The sequence below is a fragment of the Thioalkalivibrio sp. genome, assembly GCF_041685615.1.
GTDB lineage: Bacteria > Pseudomonadota > Gammaproteobacteria > Ectothiorhodospirales > Ectothiorhodospiraceae > Thioalkalivibrio.
Genome location: NZ_JAWLFK010000003.1, coordinates 1 through 16,591 on the forward strand (window position 1 = coordinate 1; position 16,591 = coordinate 16,591).

Annotated in this window: 15 protein-coding genes and 4 pseudogenes; 15 read left to right on the forward strand and 4 right to left on the reverse strand. The window is 65.8% G+C overall.

Annotated elements, in window-relative coordinates:
• The 6 genes and pseudogenes from ACESLR_RS00855 to ACESLR_RS00880 form a co-directional block, all read left to right on the forward strand.
• A pseudogene (locus tag ACESLR_RS00855) lies at positions 1-154 on the forward strand (LysR family transcriptional regulator); the annotation flags it as partial.
• A gap of 105 nt (positions 155-259) precedes the next feature.
• Positions 260-1,513, forward strand: a complete 1,254-nt coding sequence (locus ACESLR_RS00860) for a NupC/NupG family nucleoside CNT transporter (RefSeq protein WP_373054286.1) — start codon at positions 260-262, stop codon at positions 1,511-1,513.
• Positions 1,514-1,773: 260 nt separating this feature from the next.
• Complete coding sequence (gene modA / locus ACESLR_RS00865) at positions 1,774-2,553, forward strand: molybdate ABC transporter substrate-binding protein (RefSeq protein ID WP_373054285.1); 780 nt, start codon at positions 1,774-1,776, stop codon at positions 2,551-2,553.
• A 6-nt stretch (positions 2,554-2,559) separates the two neighbouring features.
• Positions 2,560-3,252, forward strand: a complete 693-nt coding sequence (modB, locus tag ACESLR_RS00870; protein WP_373025490.1) for a molybdate ABC transporter permease subunit — start codon at positions 2,560-2,562, stop codon at positions 3,250-3,252.
• 8 nt (positions 3,253-3,260) lie between these two features.
• Positions 3,261-4,367: a molybdenum ABC transporter ATP-binding protein gene (modC, locus tag ACESLR_RS00875; protein ID WP_373054284.1), complete on the forward strand. Its 1,107-nt coding sequence runs from the start codon at positions 3,261-3,263 to the stop codon at positions 4,365-4,367.
• A gap of 337 nt (positions 4,368-4,704) precedes the next feature.
• A complete protein-coding gene (locus ACESLR_RS00880; RefSeq protein ID WP_373025489.1) occupies positions 4,705-5,814 on the forward strand; it encodes an SEL1-like repeat protein in 1,110 nt (369 codons plus the stop codon).
• 96 nt (positions 5,815-5,910) lie between these two features.
• On the opposite strand, the pseudogene ACESLR_RS00885 reads toward ACESLR_RS00880, so the two are convergent.
• A pseudogene (locus ACESLR_RS00885) lies at positions 5,911-6,156 on the reverse strand (hypothetical protein); the annotation flags it as partial.
• Between the two features lie 559 nt (positions 6,157-6,715).
• On the opposite strand from ACESLR_RS00885, the gene ACESLR_RS00890 reads away from it, so the two are divergent.
• Complete coding sequence (locus tag ACESLR_RS00890; protein ID WP_373025488.1) at positions 6,716-7,129, forward strand: globin; 414 nt, start codon at positions 6,716-6,718, stop codon at positions 7,127-7,129.
• 687 nt (positions 7,130-7,816) lie between these two features.
• Entirely contained in the window at positions 7,817-8,731 is a 915-nt protein-coding gene (locus tag ACESLR_RS00895; RefSeq protein WP_373025487.1) for a prenyltransferase, read from the forward strand.
• Positions 8,732-8,780: 49 nt separating this feature from the next.
• On the opposite strand, the gene ACESLR_RS00900 is transcribed toward ACESLR_RS00895, so the two are convergent.
• Positions 8,781-9,188, reverse strand: coding sequence for a rhodanese-like domain-containing protein (locus tag ACESLR_RS00900; RefSeq protein ID WP_373025486.1), 408 nt, complete (start codon positions 9,186-9,188; stop codon positions 8,781-8,783).
• A 217-nt stretch (positions 9,189-9,405) separates the two neighbouring features.
• Here ACESLR_RS00900 and ACESLR_RS00905 point away from each other — a divergent pair, with 217 nt between their 5' ends.
• The 3 genes from ACESLR_RS00905 (at position 9,406) to ACESLR_RS00915 (ending at position 12,377) form a co-directional block, all read left to right on the forward strand.
• Positions 9,406-10,035 (forward strand): alternative oxidase, encoded by a 630-nt coding sequence (locus ACESLR_RS00905; protein ID WP_373025485.1) that lies wholly within the window; start codon positions 9,406-9,408, stop codon positions 10,033-10,035.
• A gap of 274 nt (positions 10,036-10,309) precedes the next feature.
• Complete coding sequence (locus ACESLR_RS00910) at positions 10,310-11,944, forward strand: methyl-accepting chemotaxis protein (RefSeq protein WP_373025484.1); 1,635 nt, start codon at positions 10,310-10,312, stop codon at positions 11,942-11,944.
• 160 nt (positions 11,945-12,104) lie between these two features.
• The gene (locus tag ACESLR_RS00915) at positions 12,105-12,377 is read left to right on the forward strand and encodes a hypothetical protein (protein ID WP_373025483.1); all 273 of its coding nucleotides are present in this window, start codon (positions 12,105-12,107) and stop codon (positions 12,375-12,377) included.
• Between the two features lie 30 nt (positions 12,378-12,407).
• Here the strand turns inward: ACESLR_RS00915 and ACESLR_RS00920 are convergent, their stop codons facing one another.
• Complete coding sequence (locus ACESLR_RS00920) at positions 12,408-13,025, reverse strand: class I SAM-dependent methyltransferase (protein WP_373025482.1); 618 nt, start codon at positions 13,023-13,025, stop codon at positions 12,408-12,410.
• Positions 13,026-13,134: 109 nt separating this feature from the next.
• Here ACESLR_RS00920 and ACESLR_RS00925 point away from each other — a divergent pair, with 109 nt between their 5' ends.
• The gene (locus tag ACESLR_RS00925; RefSeq protein WP_373025481.1) at positions 13,135-13,437 is read left to right on the forward strand and encodes a DUF3817 domain-containing protein; all 303 of its coding nucleotides are present in this window, start codon (positions 13,135-13,137) and stop codon (positions 13,435-13,437) included.
• 116 nt (positions 13,438-13,553) lie between these two features.
• Positions 13,554-13,901, forward strand: coding sequence for an antibiotic biosynthesis monooxygenase family protein (locus ACESLR_RS00930; protein ID WP_373025480.1), 348 nt, complete (start codon positions 13,554-13,556; stop codon positions 13,899-13,901).
• Between the two features lie 64 nt (positions 13,902-13,965).
• On the opposite strand, the gene ACESLR_RS00935 is transcribed toward ACESLR_RS00930, so the two are convergent.
• Positions 13,966-15,396: a plastocyanin/azurin family copper-binding protein gene (locus ACESLR_RS00935; RefSeq protein ID WP_373054287.1), complete on the reverse strand. Its 1,431-nt coding sequence runs from the start codon at positions 15,394-15,396 to the stop codon at positions 13,966-13,968.
• A gap of 294 nt (positions 15,397-15,690) precedes the next feature.
• Here ACESLR_RS00935 and mscL point away from each other — a divergent pair.
• Positions 15,691-16,020: pseudogene (gene mscL, locus ACESLR_RS00940) on the forward strand (large-conductance mechanosensitive channel protein MscL); the annotation flags it as partial.
• A gap of 93 nt (positions 16,021-16,113) precedes the next feature.
• Positions 16,114-16,581 (forward strand): annotated as a pseudogene (locus ACESLR_RS00945) (ABC transporter permease); the annotation flags it as partial.
• Positions 16,582-16,591 lie beyond the last annotated feature (10 nt).

The window sequence follows — 16,591 nt, forward strand, 5'->3', positions numbered from 1 at the left end:
CAAGGGTGGCTCCGGTGGCGGCGGCGCACACCTCACCGCATTCGGCGAGACGGTGCTGGCACGCTACCGCGACATGGAACGCAAGGCCTGCGAGGCCCTGCGCGACGAGTTGCACGCCTTCGCCGACTTCCTCGCCGACGACTACGAACCCTGATCCGAGCGGGTCCTGACGGGTCCTGCGCGCGCCCGCATTGGCATCCGGCCCAAAGCCGGTATCCTGTGCGGTTTTTAAACGCCGTCACAGACTAAAGGAAGGCGCATGCTCGCACCGCAAGCCGGGCTGGGACTGCTCGCGTTCGTGGCCATCGCCTGGCTGCTGAGCGAACACAAGACACGCTTCCCCTGGCGCGAGGTGCTGGCCGGGCTGGCGCTGCAGTTCGGTATCGGCGTACTGCTGTTGAGCGTCCCCGGCGCGCAGCATGCGTTCCTGTGGCTGAACCAGGCCGTGATCGCACTGACCGATGCCACTCAGGCCGGCACCTCGTTCGTGTTCGGCTATATCGGCGGGGACGACCCGCCGTTCGCGGTCGACGACCCGGCCAACAACTTCATCCTCGCGTTCCAGGCGCTGCCACTGGTGCTGGTGCTCTCAGCCTTGTCGGCGCTGCTGTTCTACTGGCGCGTGCTGCCGGTGCTGATCCGCGGGGCCTCGCTGGTGCTGCAGCGGGCGTTCGGCATTGGCGGGGCGCTGGGCGTCGGCACGGCGTCGAACGTGTTCCTCTCCATGGTCGAGTCGCCGCTGGTGATCCGCCCGTACCTGCGCCAGATGACCCGCAGCGAGCTGTTCGCGCTGATGAGTGTGGGCATGGCGACGCTGGCCGGCACCATGCTGGTGCTGTACTCGACCATCATCGGCACGGTGCTGAACGACGCGCTGGGCCACCTGATCGTCGCCTCGCTGATCAGCCTGCCGGCCGCGCTGCTGATCGCCACCGTGATGATCCCGCCGACGGCGCCCTCCACCGCCGGCGATCTGCTCCCCGAGACCGAGGGTGCGACCAGCGCCATGGACGCGATTACCCGCGGCACCCTGCGCGGGCTGGAGCTGCTGCTGCAGATCGTCGCGCTGCTGATCGTGGTGATCGCCCTGGTCGCGCTGGTCAACGTGATGCTCGGTGCGCTGCCCGAGGTCGCCGGGGCCGCGCTGAGCCTGGAGCGCATCCTCGGCTGGGTCTTCGCCCCGCTGGCCTGGCTGATGGGCATCCCCTGGGCCGAGGCCACCACCGCCGGCTCGCTGCTGGGGGTCAAGACCATCCTCAACGAGATGGTCGCCTTCCTGCAGATGGCCGAGCTGGGGGACGACGCGCTGTCCGCGCGCAGCGAGCTGATCCTGATCTATGCGCTCAGCGGCTTCGCCAACCTGGGCAGCCTCGGCATCCTGATCGGCGGCCTCGGCGCGCTGGTGCCGGAACGGCGCAGCGAGATCGTGAGCCTGGGCATCCGCGCCATCGTCGCCGGCACGCTGGCCACGCTGATGACCGGCGCCGTGGTCGGGATCGTGCACATGGCCTGACAGGCCGCTGAGTCTGAGAATCCGTTGGCAGCCGGAAGCCGTTCCGGTGTAGGCTTCTGCCTGGCGATATGTAAACTGAAATATAACGAACTGGCATACCCCAGCTTCGCCGTCACTGCGAGGAGCACCGCGACGAAGCACAAAAGCAGCGAAGCTGCGTTGAACGGCCAAAGGCCGGCCCGAAGGGCGAGCGCAGCGAGTAATCGCGAATGGAACCACCCGAGCCCACTTGGACCCAGCCACCGGGAAGAACCCCCACCATGCACCTGCGCGCCCTCCTCCTGACCCTGCTGCTCCTGCTACCCGGCCTGGCCACCGCCAGCGGCCCGCTGACCATCGCCGCCGCCTCCGACCTGCGCTTCGCCCTGGACGAGATCCTGGATACCTACCGCGAGGCACACCCGGACGACGCCGTACGCGTCACCTACGGCTCCTCCGGCCGCATGACCACGCAGATCATGAACGGCGCCCCCTACGACGTATTCTTCTCCGCCGACATCGCCTACCCGCAGAAGCTGCGCGCCGAGGGCCACGCGGTGACCGAGCCGGAGGTCTACGCCATTGGCCGCATCGTGCTGTGGAGCAACCGCATGGATGCCTCCACGATGACGCTGGAAGACCTGACGCGCGACGACATCCGCCGCGTCGCCATTGCGTCGCCCACCCACGCGCCCTATGGCGTGCGCGCGAAGGAGGCGCTCCAGTCCGTCGGCATCTGGGACGACCTGAAGCCGAAGATCGTCAACGGCGACAACATTGCGCAGACCGCGCGCATGATCCAGGCCGGCGGTGCCGAGATCGGCATCATCGCCCTGTCGCTGGCCGAGTTTCCCGATCTCGCCGAGCACCCGCACCACCTGATCGACGATGCCCTGCACGAACCGCTGACCCAGGGCTTTATCATCACCCGGCGCGGTGAACACAACGAGACCGCGCAGCGCTTCGCCGAGTACATGAACGGCGACACCGCCCGCGACATCATGCGCCGCTACGGCTTCGTGATGCCCGGCGAAGAGCTGCCCGACGACGCCACCCCGTAACCCGACATGTTCGAGCTGAGCCCCACGGACTGGATGGCGATCGAGGTTACCCTCAAGCTGGCGATCTACACCACGCTGATGCTGCTGGTGATCGCCACGCCCATCGCCTGGTGGCTGGCCAACGGCCGCGCCCCGGGCGGCCTGCGCACCGCAGTGCAGGCGCTGGTCGCCCTGCCGCTGGTGCTGCCCCCCACCGTGCTCGGCTTCTACCTGCTGGTGCTGCTCGGCCCGGCCGGCCCGGTCGGCAGCACGCTGGAGAGTTGGGGCCTGAACCACCTGGCCTTCACCTTCCAGGGCATCCTGATCGCCTCGGTGATCTACTCCCTGCCGTTCGCCGTGCAGCCCCTGCAGCAGGCCTTCGCCAACCTCGGCCGCCGGCCCACCGAGATCGCCGGTTCGCTGGGTGCCGGCCGGCTGGACCGCTTCTTTACCGTGATCCTGCCGATGTCGCGCGGCGGCTTCATCGTCGCCGCCACACTCGCCTTCGCCCACACCCTCGGCGAGTTCGGCGTGATCCTGATGCTGGGCGGCGCGATCCCCGGCGAGACCCAGGTGCTGTCCATCCTGATCTACGACCACGCCGAGGCGATGGACTTCGCCTCCGCCCACCGTCTGTCGCTGGGCCTGCTGATATTCGCCTTCGTCGTGCTGTTCGTGGTCTACGCCATCAACCGTCGCTTCGACACGGTGCGGCTGTGAGCCAAACCGTGAGCCAGTCCGTCAGCAATGGGCTGCGCATCCAGGCGCGCCTGGAGCGCTCCGGCTTCGCGCTGGACGTGGACACGGCCATCCCGCTGGAGGGCGTGACCGCCCTGTTCGGCCGCTCCGGCTGCGGCAAGACCACCCTCCTGCGCATCATCGCCGGGCTGGAACACCCGCCCGGTGCCGAGGTGCACTTCGGCAATACCGTGTGGCAGTCCGGCAGGGCCTTCGTCCCGCTGCACCGCCGCCGCGTCGGCCTCGTGTTCCAGGAATCCACCCTGCTCCCGCACCTGTCCGTACGCAGCAACCTGCTCTACGGCTACAAACGCACGCCGGAGCCCTTGCGCCGCCTGCACCTTGCAGAAGTGGCGGACCTGCTCGGCATCACCGAGCTGCTGGAGCGCCGCGCCGACCAGCTATCCGGCGGCCAGCGCCAGCGCGTCGCCCTGGGCCGCGCCCTGCTGATCAGCCCGGACCTGTTGCTGCTCGACGAACCCCTGAACGCCCTGGACACCCAGACCAAGCGCGAGATCATGCCCTTCCTCGCCCGCCTGTCGGACAAGACCGGCATCCCCACGCTGCTGGTCACCCACGCCCCGGACGAGGTCGAACGCCTCGCCCACCGCGTCGCCTTCATGCACGACGGCCAGATCGAACGCCTGGAGCCCCTGCGCGACGCCCTCGCCCGCGCCGACTCCCCCCTGTTTCGCGACGAAGGCGCTGTCTCCGTCCTGCAAGGCACCCTGGGAGAAGTGGACGCCCACGGCCTGCAGACCTTCGGCCCGCCCGAGGCCCGCTACCGCGTACCGTCCACACCCGGCGTCAGCAACGGCGCCGGCCGCCCGGCCCGCCTGCGCATCGACGCCAGGGACGTCTCCATCGCCCTGTCCCCGCCCCAGGACGTCTCCATCCTCAACATCGTCCCCGTCACCATCGAGGCCCTGGACGAAGCCCCCGGCCACCACGGCCCCGCCCGCGTACTCGCCACCTGCCGCCAGGACGACGGCCAGACCCTGATGGCCGAACTCACTCGCCTCTCCACCGAACGCCTCGACCTCCAGCCCGGCACCCGCGCCCACGCCCTCGTCAAATCCGTCGCCTTTCTCGATTAATCGCCCCCGAAAAGCCTGCATTCCAGACCGATGGAGCCCACTCTGAAACGCTTCTGCCCCCCACGACCGTGCGAGGGAATGTCGGGTGTCGCGCCCTACGCCGCATAGGGGCCACTGCAAGTCTCCATAGCGGGGGCGGGCCTCCAAAAGCGAGTAAAAACAGGGGAAATGCAAGCCGCCCCAGTCCTCCCTGAAGAGCTAAAGAGACAATTCCGGGCTGGAAACGGGCCACCAAGAATTTCTGCGACCAGCCCGATGGGCGACCCCCGCCCATGACTTGCGACGGGCTTCCCGGCCTGTATCCTCGAGCGATTACCTGATACCGAGTACAGCAGCCATGGACACGCCCAGCCAGCCCCCCAACGCCACAAACGCCACAAACGCCACAAACGCCGAAGGTCTGGGCGGCACCGACCGGGAAGGTTTCGTCGCCTTTGAGCGGGGCGAGTACCGAGTCGCTCGGGACATCTGGGAGGCGCTCGCGGAGGCCGGATCGGCCTGGGCGCAGCTGGGTATGGGCATCCTCTATGCCGAGGGGCTGGGGCTGGAGGCGGACGCGGGGCGTGCGCGCGAATACTGGACACAGGCCGCGGAACAGGGGCTGAGCGATGCCAGCTTCAACCTGGGCGTGATGGCCGAGAAGGCGGACCCGGCGGATACCGGTGCGGCCCGTGACTGGTATCGCCGCGCGGCCGAGGCCGGGCACGTGGTGGCACAGAACAATCTGGCGGTGCTGCTGCTCAACCAGGGCGGTGAAGCGGCCGCCAAAGAGGCGGTCCAGTGGTGGAAACGTTCCGCGGAACGTGGCGATCCCGATGCGCTGAACAGCCTCGGTGTCGTCCACCAGCAGGGCACCGGCTGTCAGCGGGATCGGGCCGCTGCGGTCGAGTACTACGCGCAGGCCGCCAACGCGGGCCACCGCGATGCGGCCTACAACCTTGCCCTCGCCCTGCAACAAGGTGACGGTGTCGCGCAGGACCTGACCGCCGCCGTCCGCTGGTATCGGCAGGCCGCGGAGGCCGGCGACCCCGACGCCGCCGCGAACCTGGGGAATCTCTGCCGGGATGGCAAGGGCACGCAGGAAGACATGGCAGAAGCCGCCCACTGGTACCGGGCGGCCGCCGAAGCGGGCCATCCCCAGGCCCAGGCCAATCTTGGAGTAATGCTGGATCGAGGCCTGGGTGTACCCCGAGACCAGACCGCGGCGGCGCGCTGGTATGAAGCCTCTGCCCGCCAGGGTCTGGCCCCGGCGCAGTACAACCTGGGTATCGTGCTGGCCGAGGGCGATGGCGTGGAGGTCGACCGGGTGGAGGCCTGGGTCTGGTTCGCGCGGGCCGCCGATCAGGGCCACAAGCCGGCGGCCGAGGCGCGCGACTACATCCACCAGCAGCTCACCCCGGAACAGCGCGCGGAGGCCGAGACACGCAAGGCCGAGCCCTTCGGTTAGGCCACCACCAAAGTCGTGCGTGCAGGGGCCGATCGGGCCTCCTGGGCCTCGCGCGATACCGCGCCACGGCAAGGACAGGGACATTCGCCGAACCCGTCAATCCAGGGGCAGGATGCGCCGACGGGGCGGTGGGTCATCCTGCAGGCGCTGCTGGTTCGCATACTCACGCTGCTTCTGGTCGAGATAGGTCTCGCGGTCCAGTTCGCGTAGCTGGCGCAGGTACGCGTCGGTCAGGTCAAACCAGCGCTCGAGACGGGCCAAAAGCTGCTCCTGGGCCGGCAGGTCGCGGACGTCGAGCCACGCCTGCAGTGCAAGATAGAAGCGCATGACCGTGCGCTCGATCCTGCTTCCACGCCGCCAACGAGTCACCATTTCCTGCGGACACCCGGTGGGGCCGGCATTCACCGACCCCACCCACAGGTTCCTGGCAAGCGTGCTGCGGCGGCGAGCGAACAGCCACGGCGCACGCCCTGCTCGATGCGCTCGCCCCCGTCCGGGCCACCATTTTTCAAGTATTCGAACAAGAATGGGACTCCCCTCTTGCCGAGACGGAGGATCGAGAGCCGTGGTATGAGATCTTGCTTTTGCCCCTGCTGACTGCATCTCCCCGGTCTGGCCAATCCGAAGATAGACCCCGAAAACCAGGCCCCTCCTCCGACGCGATCCACACCTAGCCGGCGCTCCACGCTCGAACCGGAGCACGTGTGGCCGTCACGGCCAGGGGAAGGCCCTATGGAAATTGTGGCCGATGACGACTAGCTTCATAGGTGGCTGCGCCCGGGTCCGGGATCTCTCCGGTGGCTCGGGCCTGGCTGCAGTCGACAACAGGATCGCTTCGGGCCGGATCGCTGAGACACCGGTGGGCGCCCCGATTGATACCGGATGCAGGAGAGCAAGATTGATGAATACCCAACTGATCGCACAGAGCTGGAACGACATAGCGGATGATCACCCCGCGATCGCAGAGACGTTTTATTCGCGCCTGTTCGAGCGTTACCCCGAATACGCCAGTCTGTTCAATGAAGAGAACCTGCCGCAGCAAATGGACCGAATGGTGCGCACCCTCGCGATGGTCTCGTCGAATGCCGACAGCGCCGCGGCGATCCGCCCTCATCTGACACGCGTGGGCGAAGCCCATGCGGACTTCGGGCTCGGGGCGGACGATCTCAACAACTTCTCGCAGACGATGATCGAGGTGATCGCCGAATACTGCGATAACGCCAACGGGGCGTGGTCGGAGGCTTGTGAGCAGGCATGGAAAGAGGCCTTCAGCCAAATCGTCGAGCCAATGATGCTGGATGGGATGAAACACTGAATATCAACAGAAAAGCTCCCGTTCACGAACGTTTCGACCGGTACCGGGCCTTCGCCGACGATGCAGTTCACGCTTGGGGCGGAATGGCACGGAGGAATGGGGACATCCACGTTCTGGCAGCCGGGCTGGAACCCCATTGCGGGATCAGCGCCGAATAAGGGATTACCCCCGACCAGAAAAGGCCTTGGGGAAACGCAGATCCATTCGCGCGTTCGCGCTCAAGCCGATTTTACTCTCTGACAAGACGCGGTGAGCGAAGTGTAGACGAGCTACATAAGCGAGCCGCCACGCAGTCAGAGGGCCCATTTTTATCAAGCACGGGCGACCGGGGCCCCTTCGGGGCTGGGCCAGATTTTCCCGATCCTGCGTCGCGCCCCAATGATCGACACGGGATCGTAGAATGACTATGGGCTCTTCGCACCGCGCCTTATCTCGGAAAAGTGGGGCGCCAACGCGGGCAGGCGCATGGATCAGCGTCTCCGTAGAAAGGCCCATTTCAACAGCGAAACTGTGCGAAGACCGTCATTACCGTATGCTATTCCACGGCGTTCAGACCCGGCGCAAGGTGGATACAGAACAATCCCGGGGCCGGTACCTGCTCCGCGATATGGTTCGGGCTTGGCCCACTCTGGACAGGCGAAAGGCAGGACCTGCAGTCAGAACACGCGGAGCTGTGCGGAATCCTTCATGCAACAAGAAGCGGCCAGCCGAGGGGCGTACCTGCGTACCGTGATACGGGCATCCCGCCCCTCCTTTCTTCTGTTGACTCCTTTGTGCGTGATGTTGGGTGCCGGCACCGCGGTCGCCGCCGGGGAAGATCTCGATTCGTGGCGCTTGGTGCTGATCCTGGTGGGCGCATTGATGGCTCACGCGGCGGTCAATCTGTTCAATGAATACGACGACTTTCGTTCGGGCCTCGATCTGCAGACACGGCGGACGCCATTCAGTGGTGGCAGCGGGGCGTTGCCGGCACAGCCAGCGGCGGCGTCATCGGTGCGCATTGCCGCATGGGCATCCCTTGTGATCGTGGTCGGGATCGGTTTGCTGCTGGTCGTCGCGGCGGGCCCGGGATTGCTCGCACTGGGTCTTCCCGGTTTGGTTCTGATCCTCGCCTACTCAGGGTGGATTACGCGCTCTCCCCTTCCCTGCCTGGTGGCACCTGGACTGGGTGTCGCGCTGATAGTACCGGGCACCCATTACGCACTGGTCGGAAGCTTCGCGATCGAGGCCTTTCTTGCTGCGCTGATCCCCCTGTTTCTGGGCAGTGCGCTGTTGCTGCTTAACCAGTTCCCGGATGTCGAGGCCGACCGACAGGCGCAACGCCGACACCTGCCCATCGTACTGGGACGCAGGCGTGCGGCCGACATATTCGGCCTCCTGGTAGCGGCGTCCTACGTGTCCCTGGCTCTGTCGGTTCTGGCGGGAAGACTCCCCATCGGTGCTGCAGCGGGACTTCTGTCCCTTCCGGTCGGCCTGCTCGTAGCATCGCGGGTCCGTCGTCATGCAACGAACGCTGCCGCACTAGTGCCATGGATGGGGGGCAATGTGGCAACCCTTCTGGTGACCCTGGCGCTTGTGGGTACCGGCCTGCTCTTGGCCTGATTTCGTACCTGCCAACTCGGAAAACATGGGGCACCAACGCGGACGTGCGCTAGCTGTGCCATTCGCGGAAGCCTTCCCGGACGGAGAGGCAGCGGGTATACCCCAGGTCCCGCAGGAGCTCGGCGGCTCGCAGGCTGCGGCGACCGCTGTTGCACAGGCACAGGAGGATCTGGTCCTGGGTGACGTGGTAGCGATTGATCAGGGAGATGAAGTGCTGGAAATCCCGGTCGTCCGGCTCGTCGGCATCCAGCAGTTCCTGTTCTTCCTCCGACAGCCCCCGGCCCAGCAACTGTTTCAGGCGGAACAGGGGCACGGGGATGGCGCCTTCCACCTGCCCTTCCAGCTCCAGCTCGAAGGGCTGACGGATATCCAGCAGCACGGCGAGGCCGATATCCACCAGTTCCCGCGCCGCGTTCACACTGATCTCCAGTTGCGGGTCGTTCGTGTCGTCTGTCATGCGCTCTCCTCTGCGTTCAGCCTCTCTGTGTGGCCACCTTCTCGACTCCGGGTTCCTTCTCCGTTGCCTGCACAGCATTTTTGCGGCCTGGCCTGGGGAAACACTGTTCAATGTACGCGTTCGTACTGCGTGAAGTCGGCCCGCGACATATCGTGGTCTGCCCACTATGATCCATAGATATCCACCGCCCTAAACGGCACCGTAAACGCAGGGCATCATGACCAACGATCGGGACACCGAGCTGACCCGTCACCACAAGCCACGCGATCTCTCCGACCGCGTCGCGCGCGGCTTTACCTCGCTGATGCGCTTCTTCGCCGACACGTTCTTTGCCCGGCGCTACGGGCACCGCGCCGTGGTACTGGAGACCGTTGCGGGCGTCCCCGGCATGGTGGGCGCGACCCTGCAGCATCTGCGCTCGCTGCGCCGCATGGAGGATGACCACGGCTGGATCCGCACGCTGATGGACGAGGCCGAGAACGAACGCATGCACCTGCTCACCTTTATCGAGATCACCTCGCCCAACTGGCTGGAGCGCTCCCTGATCATTCTGGCGCAGGGCTTCTTCTACACGCTGTTCTTTCTGATCTACATCGTCTCGGCGCGCACGGCGCATCGGGTCGTGGGCTATTTCGAAGAAGAAGCGGTCGTCAGCTACACCGAGTACCTGGCGGAAGTGGAGTCCGGCGCGCTCGACAACGTTGCCGCGCCGGAACGCGCGATCCAGTACTGGAGACTTCCGGAAGATGCCCGCCTGTCCGACGTGATCCGCGCCGTTCGCGCCGACGAGGCCGGCCACCGCGACGTCAACCACGGTTTCGCCGACTTGCTTGACAAGAAGGACTGACGAGGACCTGAGCATCACGCCAAGCAGGACGTCCACCTTGCCTTTCTGGGCCGAGCACCATATGTGACCGGGAGCCTCCTTCCCACGCCGGTCCATTCCTGCAAGCGGCAGCGTCCTCATCAATCACAGCGAAAATCACAAGCATCTTTACGCCTGTTCGATTGGACGGAACCCCCGTTGATGTGTCTCAAGGTTTCCCGTGCCAGGCCGTTTAAAGTGCCACTGGTCTGATGCGTCAGGCTCGCCCATTCCCGGCAATACAAAGGACCCGCCGATGAACCTCCGTTCGCTTTCCGTTCGATCCAAGCTGGTCATCACGATCGTGGTACCCGTGGCCGCACTGCTGCTGCTCGCGGCCCTGTCTGCCCGCGGCACGGCCAACATCGAGGATGGCGTGCAGAATATCTATCACGACCGGGTCGTGCCCCTGCAGCAGCTGAAGACCATCGCCGACAACTACGCGGTGCTGGTCATCGATGCGGTGAACAAGGCCGATGCTGGACGCATGACGGCCGAAGAGGCGCTGGCCAACGTGCGCGAGGCGCGCGCGGAGATCGCCGAGATCTGGGAGACCTACCTAGCCACCACACTCACGCCCCGCGAGCAGGAACTCGCCGATGGCGCCCGCAGCTTGTTCCGTGCCGCCAACGCTGATCTGGACCGCCTGGAGGAAGCCCTTGAGGGGATGTCCGGCAATGTTCAGGGCGAGCTTGACGCCTTCAATGGTCCGCTGTACGACAGCATCGACCCGATCAGCGACCACATTACCGAGCTGGTCGACCTGCAGATCGGCGTGGCCGGCGCCGAGGCCGAACGCGTGTCGGAGTTCTACACGCAGGTACTGGTACGCACCGGCGGGCTGATGCTGCTCGTGCTGGTTGCCGTGGTGATCACCGGCGTGTGGACGTACCGCTCGGTGGCACTCCCGATTGCCCACATGCGCGAGACCCTGGGCCAGATCGCCGAGCACCATGACCTGTCGCGCCGGGTGGACGTCAGCGCCGATGACGAGATCGGCGCCACCGCGAATGCGCTGAACCGCATGCTCGACCAGTTCCAGGACTCGATCCGCGAACTGCGTACCCTGACCGACCAGATGGCCTCGGCCGCCGAGCAGCTTTCCGCCGTGAGCGCACAGACCGACGGCAACATCGACCAGCAACGCTCGCAGACCGAACAGGTCTCCACGGCGATGAACGAGATGGCGGCGACGGTACAGGAGGTCGCCCGCAACGCCTCCGATGCCGCGTCCTCCAGCCAGGAAGCCGACCAGGAGTCGCGGGCAGGGGGCGAGGTGGTGCGCACCGTCGTCAGCGATATCGGCCGCCTGTCCGGCGAAGTCGCCACCATCGAGGAGACCGTGCGCAACCTGGACGAGAAGGGTCAACAGATCGGCACGGTACTGGATGTGATCCGCGGCATCGCCGAGCAGACCAACCTGCTGGCCCTGAATGCGGCGATCGAGGCCGCCCGCGCCGGCGAACAGGGACGCGGCTTCGCCGTGGTCGCCGACGAGGTGCGCACCCTCGCCTCGCGCACGCAGGACTCCACGGCTGATATCCAGGCGATGATCGAGGCGCTGCAGGTCGGCACCCGCAACGCCGTGACCGCCATGGGGCGCGGACGCGAGATGGCCGAGGCCACCAGCAACGACGCCGAACGCGCCGGCCAGGCGCTGGAGTCCATCGTCCAGGCCGTCGGCCGGATCAGCGACATGACCACGCAGATCGCCAGCGCGGCGGAAGAACAGAACGCGGTGGCCGAGGAGATCAACCGCAACATCTACGCCATCAACGATATCACCGGCGATACCGCCAATGGTTCCCGCCAGACGGCAACTGCCAGCCAGGAGGTCGCGGACATCGCCTCGCGTGTACGCGACCTGGCCTCCGCCTACCGCATCGCCTGACCTTGATGCACGGGGCGGTGACAGCGCCGGGCCCGGCGGGTTTTATGCGGACGACCCCGATTCGGCCGGTACAATGGCCGCGGGGTGGCAACCGCAAGCGCTTGCCCGCAGGAGGGGCTCGCACACGTGCATGGTTCCGTGTGGCCCCGAGGGAGTTCGCATGAGGTTGTGGTCAAAGTGGAAGAAAGGGGGCTCCTTGTTGGCCGATGTCCTGCAGCGCCAGGGGATCGATCCGAAGGCGGCCGCGGCACGGGAAAGCTTCAAGCAGATCCTGGATGACGCCGAGGCCGCGGCGGATGCACGCCTGGAGCGAGTACAAGAAGACACCGGGGCACTATCGCGGGACGAGCGCAACACCCGTTGGGAAGCGCTGTTCTTCGAAGAGATCCGTGCCCGGACCAGGGCCCACGCGGCGAAGGTCAAAGGCCGCTGAGCGGCAAGCGGCGGCGGGCCGGCAGGTGACTCACGCGCTCTTGCGGAATACACACCAGTTGAACGGCTGCTCGGTCGCGCCCGGGGTCACGTGCACCTCCCGCTGCGACTGCACCAGCACACACTCCGGACCGAATACGTCCTGCAGGGTATCCGGAGAGTGACGCTCGACCGGCAGGCCGGAACACGTTTCCGGGCCGTCGGGCGCGAAGGTCCCGATCACCACAAGTCCGCCCGAACGCAGTGCCCGCCGCATCTTGCTCGCGTAGCGGGCACGTTGATCCGGATCGGTCAGGAAGTGGAACACCGCACGGTCATGCCAGACATCGAGCGACGCCTCCGGGAACGGGTATTCCAGTACGTCTGCTTCCTGCCACTCCACCTCTGACGCGCGCGCCCCGATACGTTCCCGTGCCTTCGCAAGCGCCGCCCCGGACAGATCGACCACCGTCAGGTTACGGTAGCCCGCGGCCAGCAACTCGTCCGCCAGGACAGAGGCGCCGCCGCCGATATCCACAATCACGGCATCCCGATCCGGGGCAACGACCTCGATTAGCGCCCGCGACATTCGCGCTTCGGCCTGATACCAGCCTACCGCATCGGTGGCACGGGTCTGGTAGACGTGTTCCCAGTGCTGTCTTGTGCTCATACGGGGTCCTGGTTGTCGAAGCGAGGCTGCTCGTGCCGGAAGACTACCAGAGGCGTTCAGACCGCCTGTGCTACCCTCCGCGCCGAGTCCCATGCCACCGGTCCCTTCCATGAAACTCTTCCGTCTGATCAGCGTCATCGAGGGCATTTCGCTCCTCGTCCTGCTCTTCGTCGCCATGCCGCTGCGCACCTACGCGGACATGCCGCTGGCCGTGACCTACTCGGGCTGGGTGCACGGCATCCTGTTCATCGTCTATGGCGCGACCTCGTTGCTCGCCAGCCATCTGAGCGGCTGGCCGGTATGGAAGTGGCTGCTGGTCTTCGTCCTCGGGGTCGTGCCCTTCGGCTTTCTTTATGTCGACCACCTGGTCCGGCGCTGGACACCCACCGCCAGCGCAGCCGTGACGGCCTGACACCCGGACATCACGGCCCACGTCCCAACCGGCACGCCGCCCCTCGAATGCCTTCCCCGAGAACGGCATGGGCGTGGTGTAATCAGTCCTCCATCCCACCCATACCAAAGCCCGCCATGATTGCCGTAATCTTTGAAGTCGAGCCCCACCCGGAACGCAGGCAGGATTATCTGGATGCCGCCGCGAGTCTGCGCGAACACCTCAAGGACGTCGACGGATTCCTCTCCATCGAGCGCTTCGAGAGCCTGAGCCAGCCGGGCAAGGTGCTGTCGCTGTCCTTCTGGAGGGATGAAGCCGCGATACAGGAATGGCGCAACCAGGAAGAGCATCGTCTGGTGCAGGCTGCCGGACGCGACGGCATCTTCGCCAACTACCGCCTGCGGGTAGCCGAGGTGGTCCGCGACTACGGCATGCACGACCGCGAACAGGCCCCGGGCGACTCCCGCACCGCCCATGGATCCTGAATCCGTCTGTGGTGCGGCGGGCGCAGCCGCCGGGCCCGCCAGCCGCCACCCGTACGGACAAGCGTCAGTCGAGATCGCGCACGACGATGCGCCCTTGCATATAGGGGTGCGGGGCGCAGATGTATTCGTACCTGCCCGGCTCGGTCAAGGTGACGCTATCGCGTTCGGCGTGGGCCAGCATTGACGTCGCGAAAGACTGCGGTCCACTCATCGCCACCGCATTATGGACACCCGAGGTCTCCCCGAAGCCATAGGTGAAGACATCCTCGTTGACCCAGGTGACTTGGGTGCCGGGTGCCACCTCGACGATCTTCGGATAGAAGGCATTGCCCTTCATCTCGATGACGACTTCCTCGATATCGGACCCAAACCGGACCGGACGGTCCACCCGAGCGGGTACCGGATTGGTATCCGCGTCGGGGATACCGAACGGCGATAGGACTCTGCGGGCCTCGCCGAGGAGCTCTTCGCGCTCCGCCGGCTCGTGGGACGGCCCTTCAGCCAGGATCTCGGAAGGCCTGTCCGCGTCGGAACGGGCATCCAGCAGTCCGATCGCCCCCCGGCTGGTCGCCCCGACACCATGATCCAGCATGGTGTAGGCGCCCTCCTCCGGCGGTATGCGGAACTCGATCACCCAGGAGTCCGACGGGCCCGCGGTTACCGTCTGTCCACCCGGCCACAGCGCCTCGGGGTGCCCCTGCCAGTACACGTAATCCCAGATGATGCCGACGATATGAAAGGTCGATAGCAGATTGGGACCCACGTTCAGGAAGTACATGCGCACGTAGTCACCCGGGCGGACCGGGATGGGGTTCTCCACGTAGCGGAACAGCTGGCCATTGAAGGCGGTGTAGCTGGCGTCGCCCTCTACCGCCTCCTTGCCGCTGGCATACAGTTCGTGCTGCAACATGTACAGCTTCAGATCCGGCTCCTGCCCCAGGTCCGCCCCCAGCTTGTAGGGCTTGTCGCGCGGCTCGACCACAATCATCCCGTACTGGCCGAACATCACGTGCATCGGAATGGCGTGCCCCCCCGGGGCGCAGTGATACATGAAGACCCCCGGCGTGGTGGCACGGAAGGTCACCGACTTCGTCTGCCCGGGGAGGATGTGCCCGACGTGCTTCGAGGTCTGGGTATAGGCCGCATGGATCGACGCGCCGTGCATCACATCGCCGCTATTGGTGATCTCCATGCGCACGATGTCGCCCTCGGTCACCCGCAGCGTCGGTCCTGGCAGCTTTCCGTCGATCAGGAACCCGTCGTAGACCACGCCCTGCCCGATCGGCACCTGCCCCTCGTCCAGGTCAATCCGGAACACATGATCCGGCTCGGCATCCTGGGAGACATACCCGGTCGGGCGAGTCTCGAGTCCTTCGTCACGCTCGATGATCTCGATAAAGTCGCTGTCGCCGAACAGCGCGCTGAAATCCGGCCCCGGTGTTGCCTGGGCTGCGGGGGCCGCCCACCAAAGCAGGACCAGGGCGAGCCACGCCATGCCGCGTGCAGCCGGATAGTCCCGGGTGATGGGAGCTTGTATGCATCTCGTCTGTTTCATGGATGTTCTCCTCTGGGCCGGACCGACCAAGTCCTGCCATATAACCTTTATAGCAGTTGCAGCTATACCTGCCGGCCACCGTGAAACGGCGCGAGTCGAGCCACGCGATAATCCGGATGCATGTGTGCGCGGCTGAGCGCCCCGCGTTTGCCGAGGTTCTTTCCCGGCAACGCCTCGCAACACCCCAGGCGCTGGCCTATAGATCGAACCGTAATCACCTACTGGAGACGAGGCATGGGCATCGTGAACGAATTCAGGGAGTTCGTGGCGCGTGGCAACGTAGTGGACATGGCCGTGAGCGTCATTATCGGGCTGGCATTCGGCCAGATCGTTTCGTCGCTGGTATCCGATGTGGTGATGCCGCCGATCGGTCTGCTGATCGGCGGGGTCGATTTCTCCGATCTGATGATCGTGCTGCGCGAGGCGGAAAACGGCGTGGCGGCGGTCACGATCAATTACGGTACATTCATCAAGCGCCTGGTGGACTTCCTGATCATTGCAGCGTTGGTGTTTGCCGCCATCAAGATGATCGCCCGCCTGCTGGGCCTGAAACGCCGGGAGGCCCGGGCCCGCGCCGATGAATTGCTGGGGGACTTCGACCTGCGCGAGGCCGGTCAGCGCCCGGCCCAAACCTACTCCGGCGGGATGCGGCGCCGGCTGGCCGGGCGCATCCTGGCGGACGTGGTCAAGCAGCTGCTGTGCATTGCTCTGTTGCTGGCCGTCGGATTCCTGCTGGGCTTTCGCCTGGAGACGTCCTGGGCCCATCTCCTGGCGATGGTGGCGCTGGTGCTGGCCTTCGCGGTGGCCTTTTCCTGGGTGATGGTGCTGGTCGGCGTGATCGCGCGCGACCCGGAGCATGTGCAACTGTTCGGCTTTACCGCGCTGTTCCCGGTCACCTTCGTCAGCTCCGCCTTCGTGCCCGTGGACACGGTGCCGACCTGGCTGCAGGGCTTCGTGCAGGCCAACCCGGTGTCGCTGCTGGCAGATGCCGCCCGCGGCCTGATGAATGCCGATGGTCCGGCCCTCGAGCCAGCACTTGGGTCGCTGGCCTGGGCCCTGGGGATTGCGCTGGTCTTCGCGCCACTGTCGGTCTACATGCTCAACCGCCGCCTCGCGCACGGCTAGTCCGGCATCC

Excerpts from the sequence above, each read along its gene's own strand:
- ACESLR_RS00860 (WP_373054286.1), top strand. The coding sequence starts at position 260 with ATGCTCGCACCGCAAGCCGGGCTGGGACTGCTCGCGTTCGTGGCCATC.
- modA (WP_373054285.1), top strand. The coding sequence starts at position 1,774 with ATGCACCTGCGCGCCCTCCTCCTGACCCTGCTGCTCCTGCTACCCGGC.
- modB (WP_373025490.1), top strand. The coding sequence starts at position 2,560 with ATGTTCGAGCTGAGCCCCACGGACTGGATGGCGATCGAGGTTACCCTC.
- ACESLR_RS00880 (WP_373025489.1), top strand. The coding sequence starts at position 4,705 with ATGGACACGCCCAGCCAGCCCCCCAACGCCACAAACGCCACAAACGCC.
- ACESLR_RS00890 (WP_373025488.1), top strand. The coding sequence starts at position 6,716 with ATGAATACCCAACTGATCGCACAGAGCTGGAACGACATAGCGGATGAT.
- ACESLR_RS00895 (WP_373025487.1), top strand. The coding sequence starts at position 7,817 with ATGCAACAAGAAGCGGCCAGCCGAGGGGCGTACCTGCGTACCGTGATA.
- ACESLR_RS00900 (WP_373025486.1), bottom strand. The coding sequence starts at position 9,188 with ATGACAGACGACACGAACGACCCGCAACTGGAGATCAGTGTGAACGCG.
- ACESLR_RS00905 (WP_373025485.1), top strand. The coding sequence starts at position 9,406 with ATGACCAACGATCGGGACACCGAGCTGACCCGTCACCACAAGCCACGC.
- ACESLR_RS00910 (WP_373025484.1), top strand. The coding sequence starts at position 10,310 with ATGAACCTCCGTTCGCTTTCCGTTCGATCCAAGCTGGTCATCACGATC.
- ACESLR_RS00915 (WP_373025483.1), top strand. The coding sequence starts at position 12,105 with ATGAGGTTGTGGTCAAAGTGGAAGAAAGGGGGCTCCTTGTTGGCCGAT.
- ACESLR_RS00920 (WP_373025482.1), bottom strand. The coding sequence starts at position 13,025 with ATGAGCACAAGACAGCACTGGGAACACGTCTACCAGACCCGTGCCACC.
- ACESLR_RS00925 (WP_373025481.1), top strand. The coding sequence starts at position 13,135 with ATGAAACTCTTCCGTCTGATCAGCGTCATCGAGGGCATTTCGCTCCTC.
- ACESLR_RS00930 (WP_373025480.1), top strand. The coding sequence starts at position 13,554 with ATGATTGCCGTAATCTTTGAAGTCGAGCCCCACCCGGAACGCAGGCAG.
- ACESLR_RS00935 (WP_373054287.1), bottom strand. The coding sequence starts at position 15,396 with ATGGCGTGGCTCGCCCTGGTCCTGCTTTGGTGGGCGGCCCCCGCAGCC.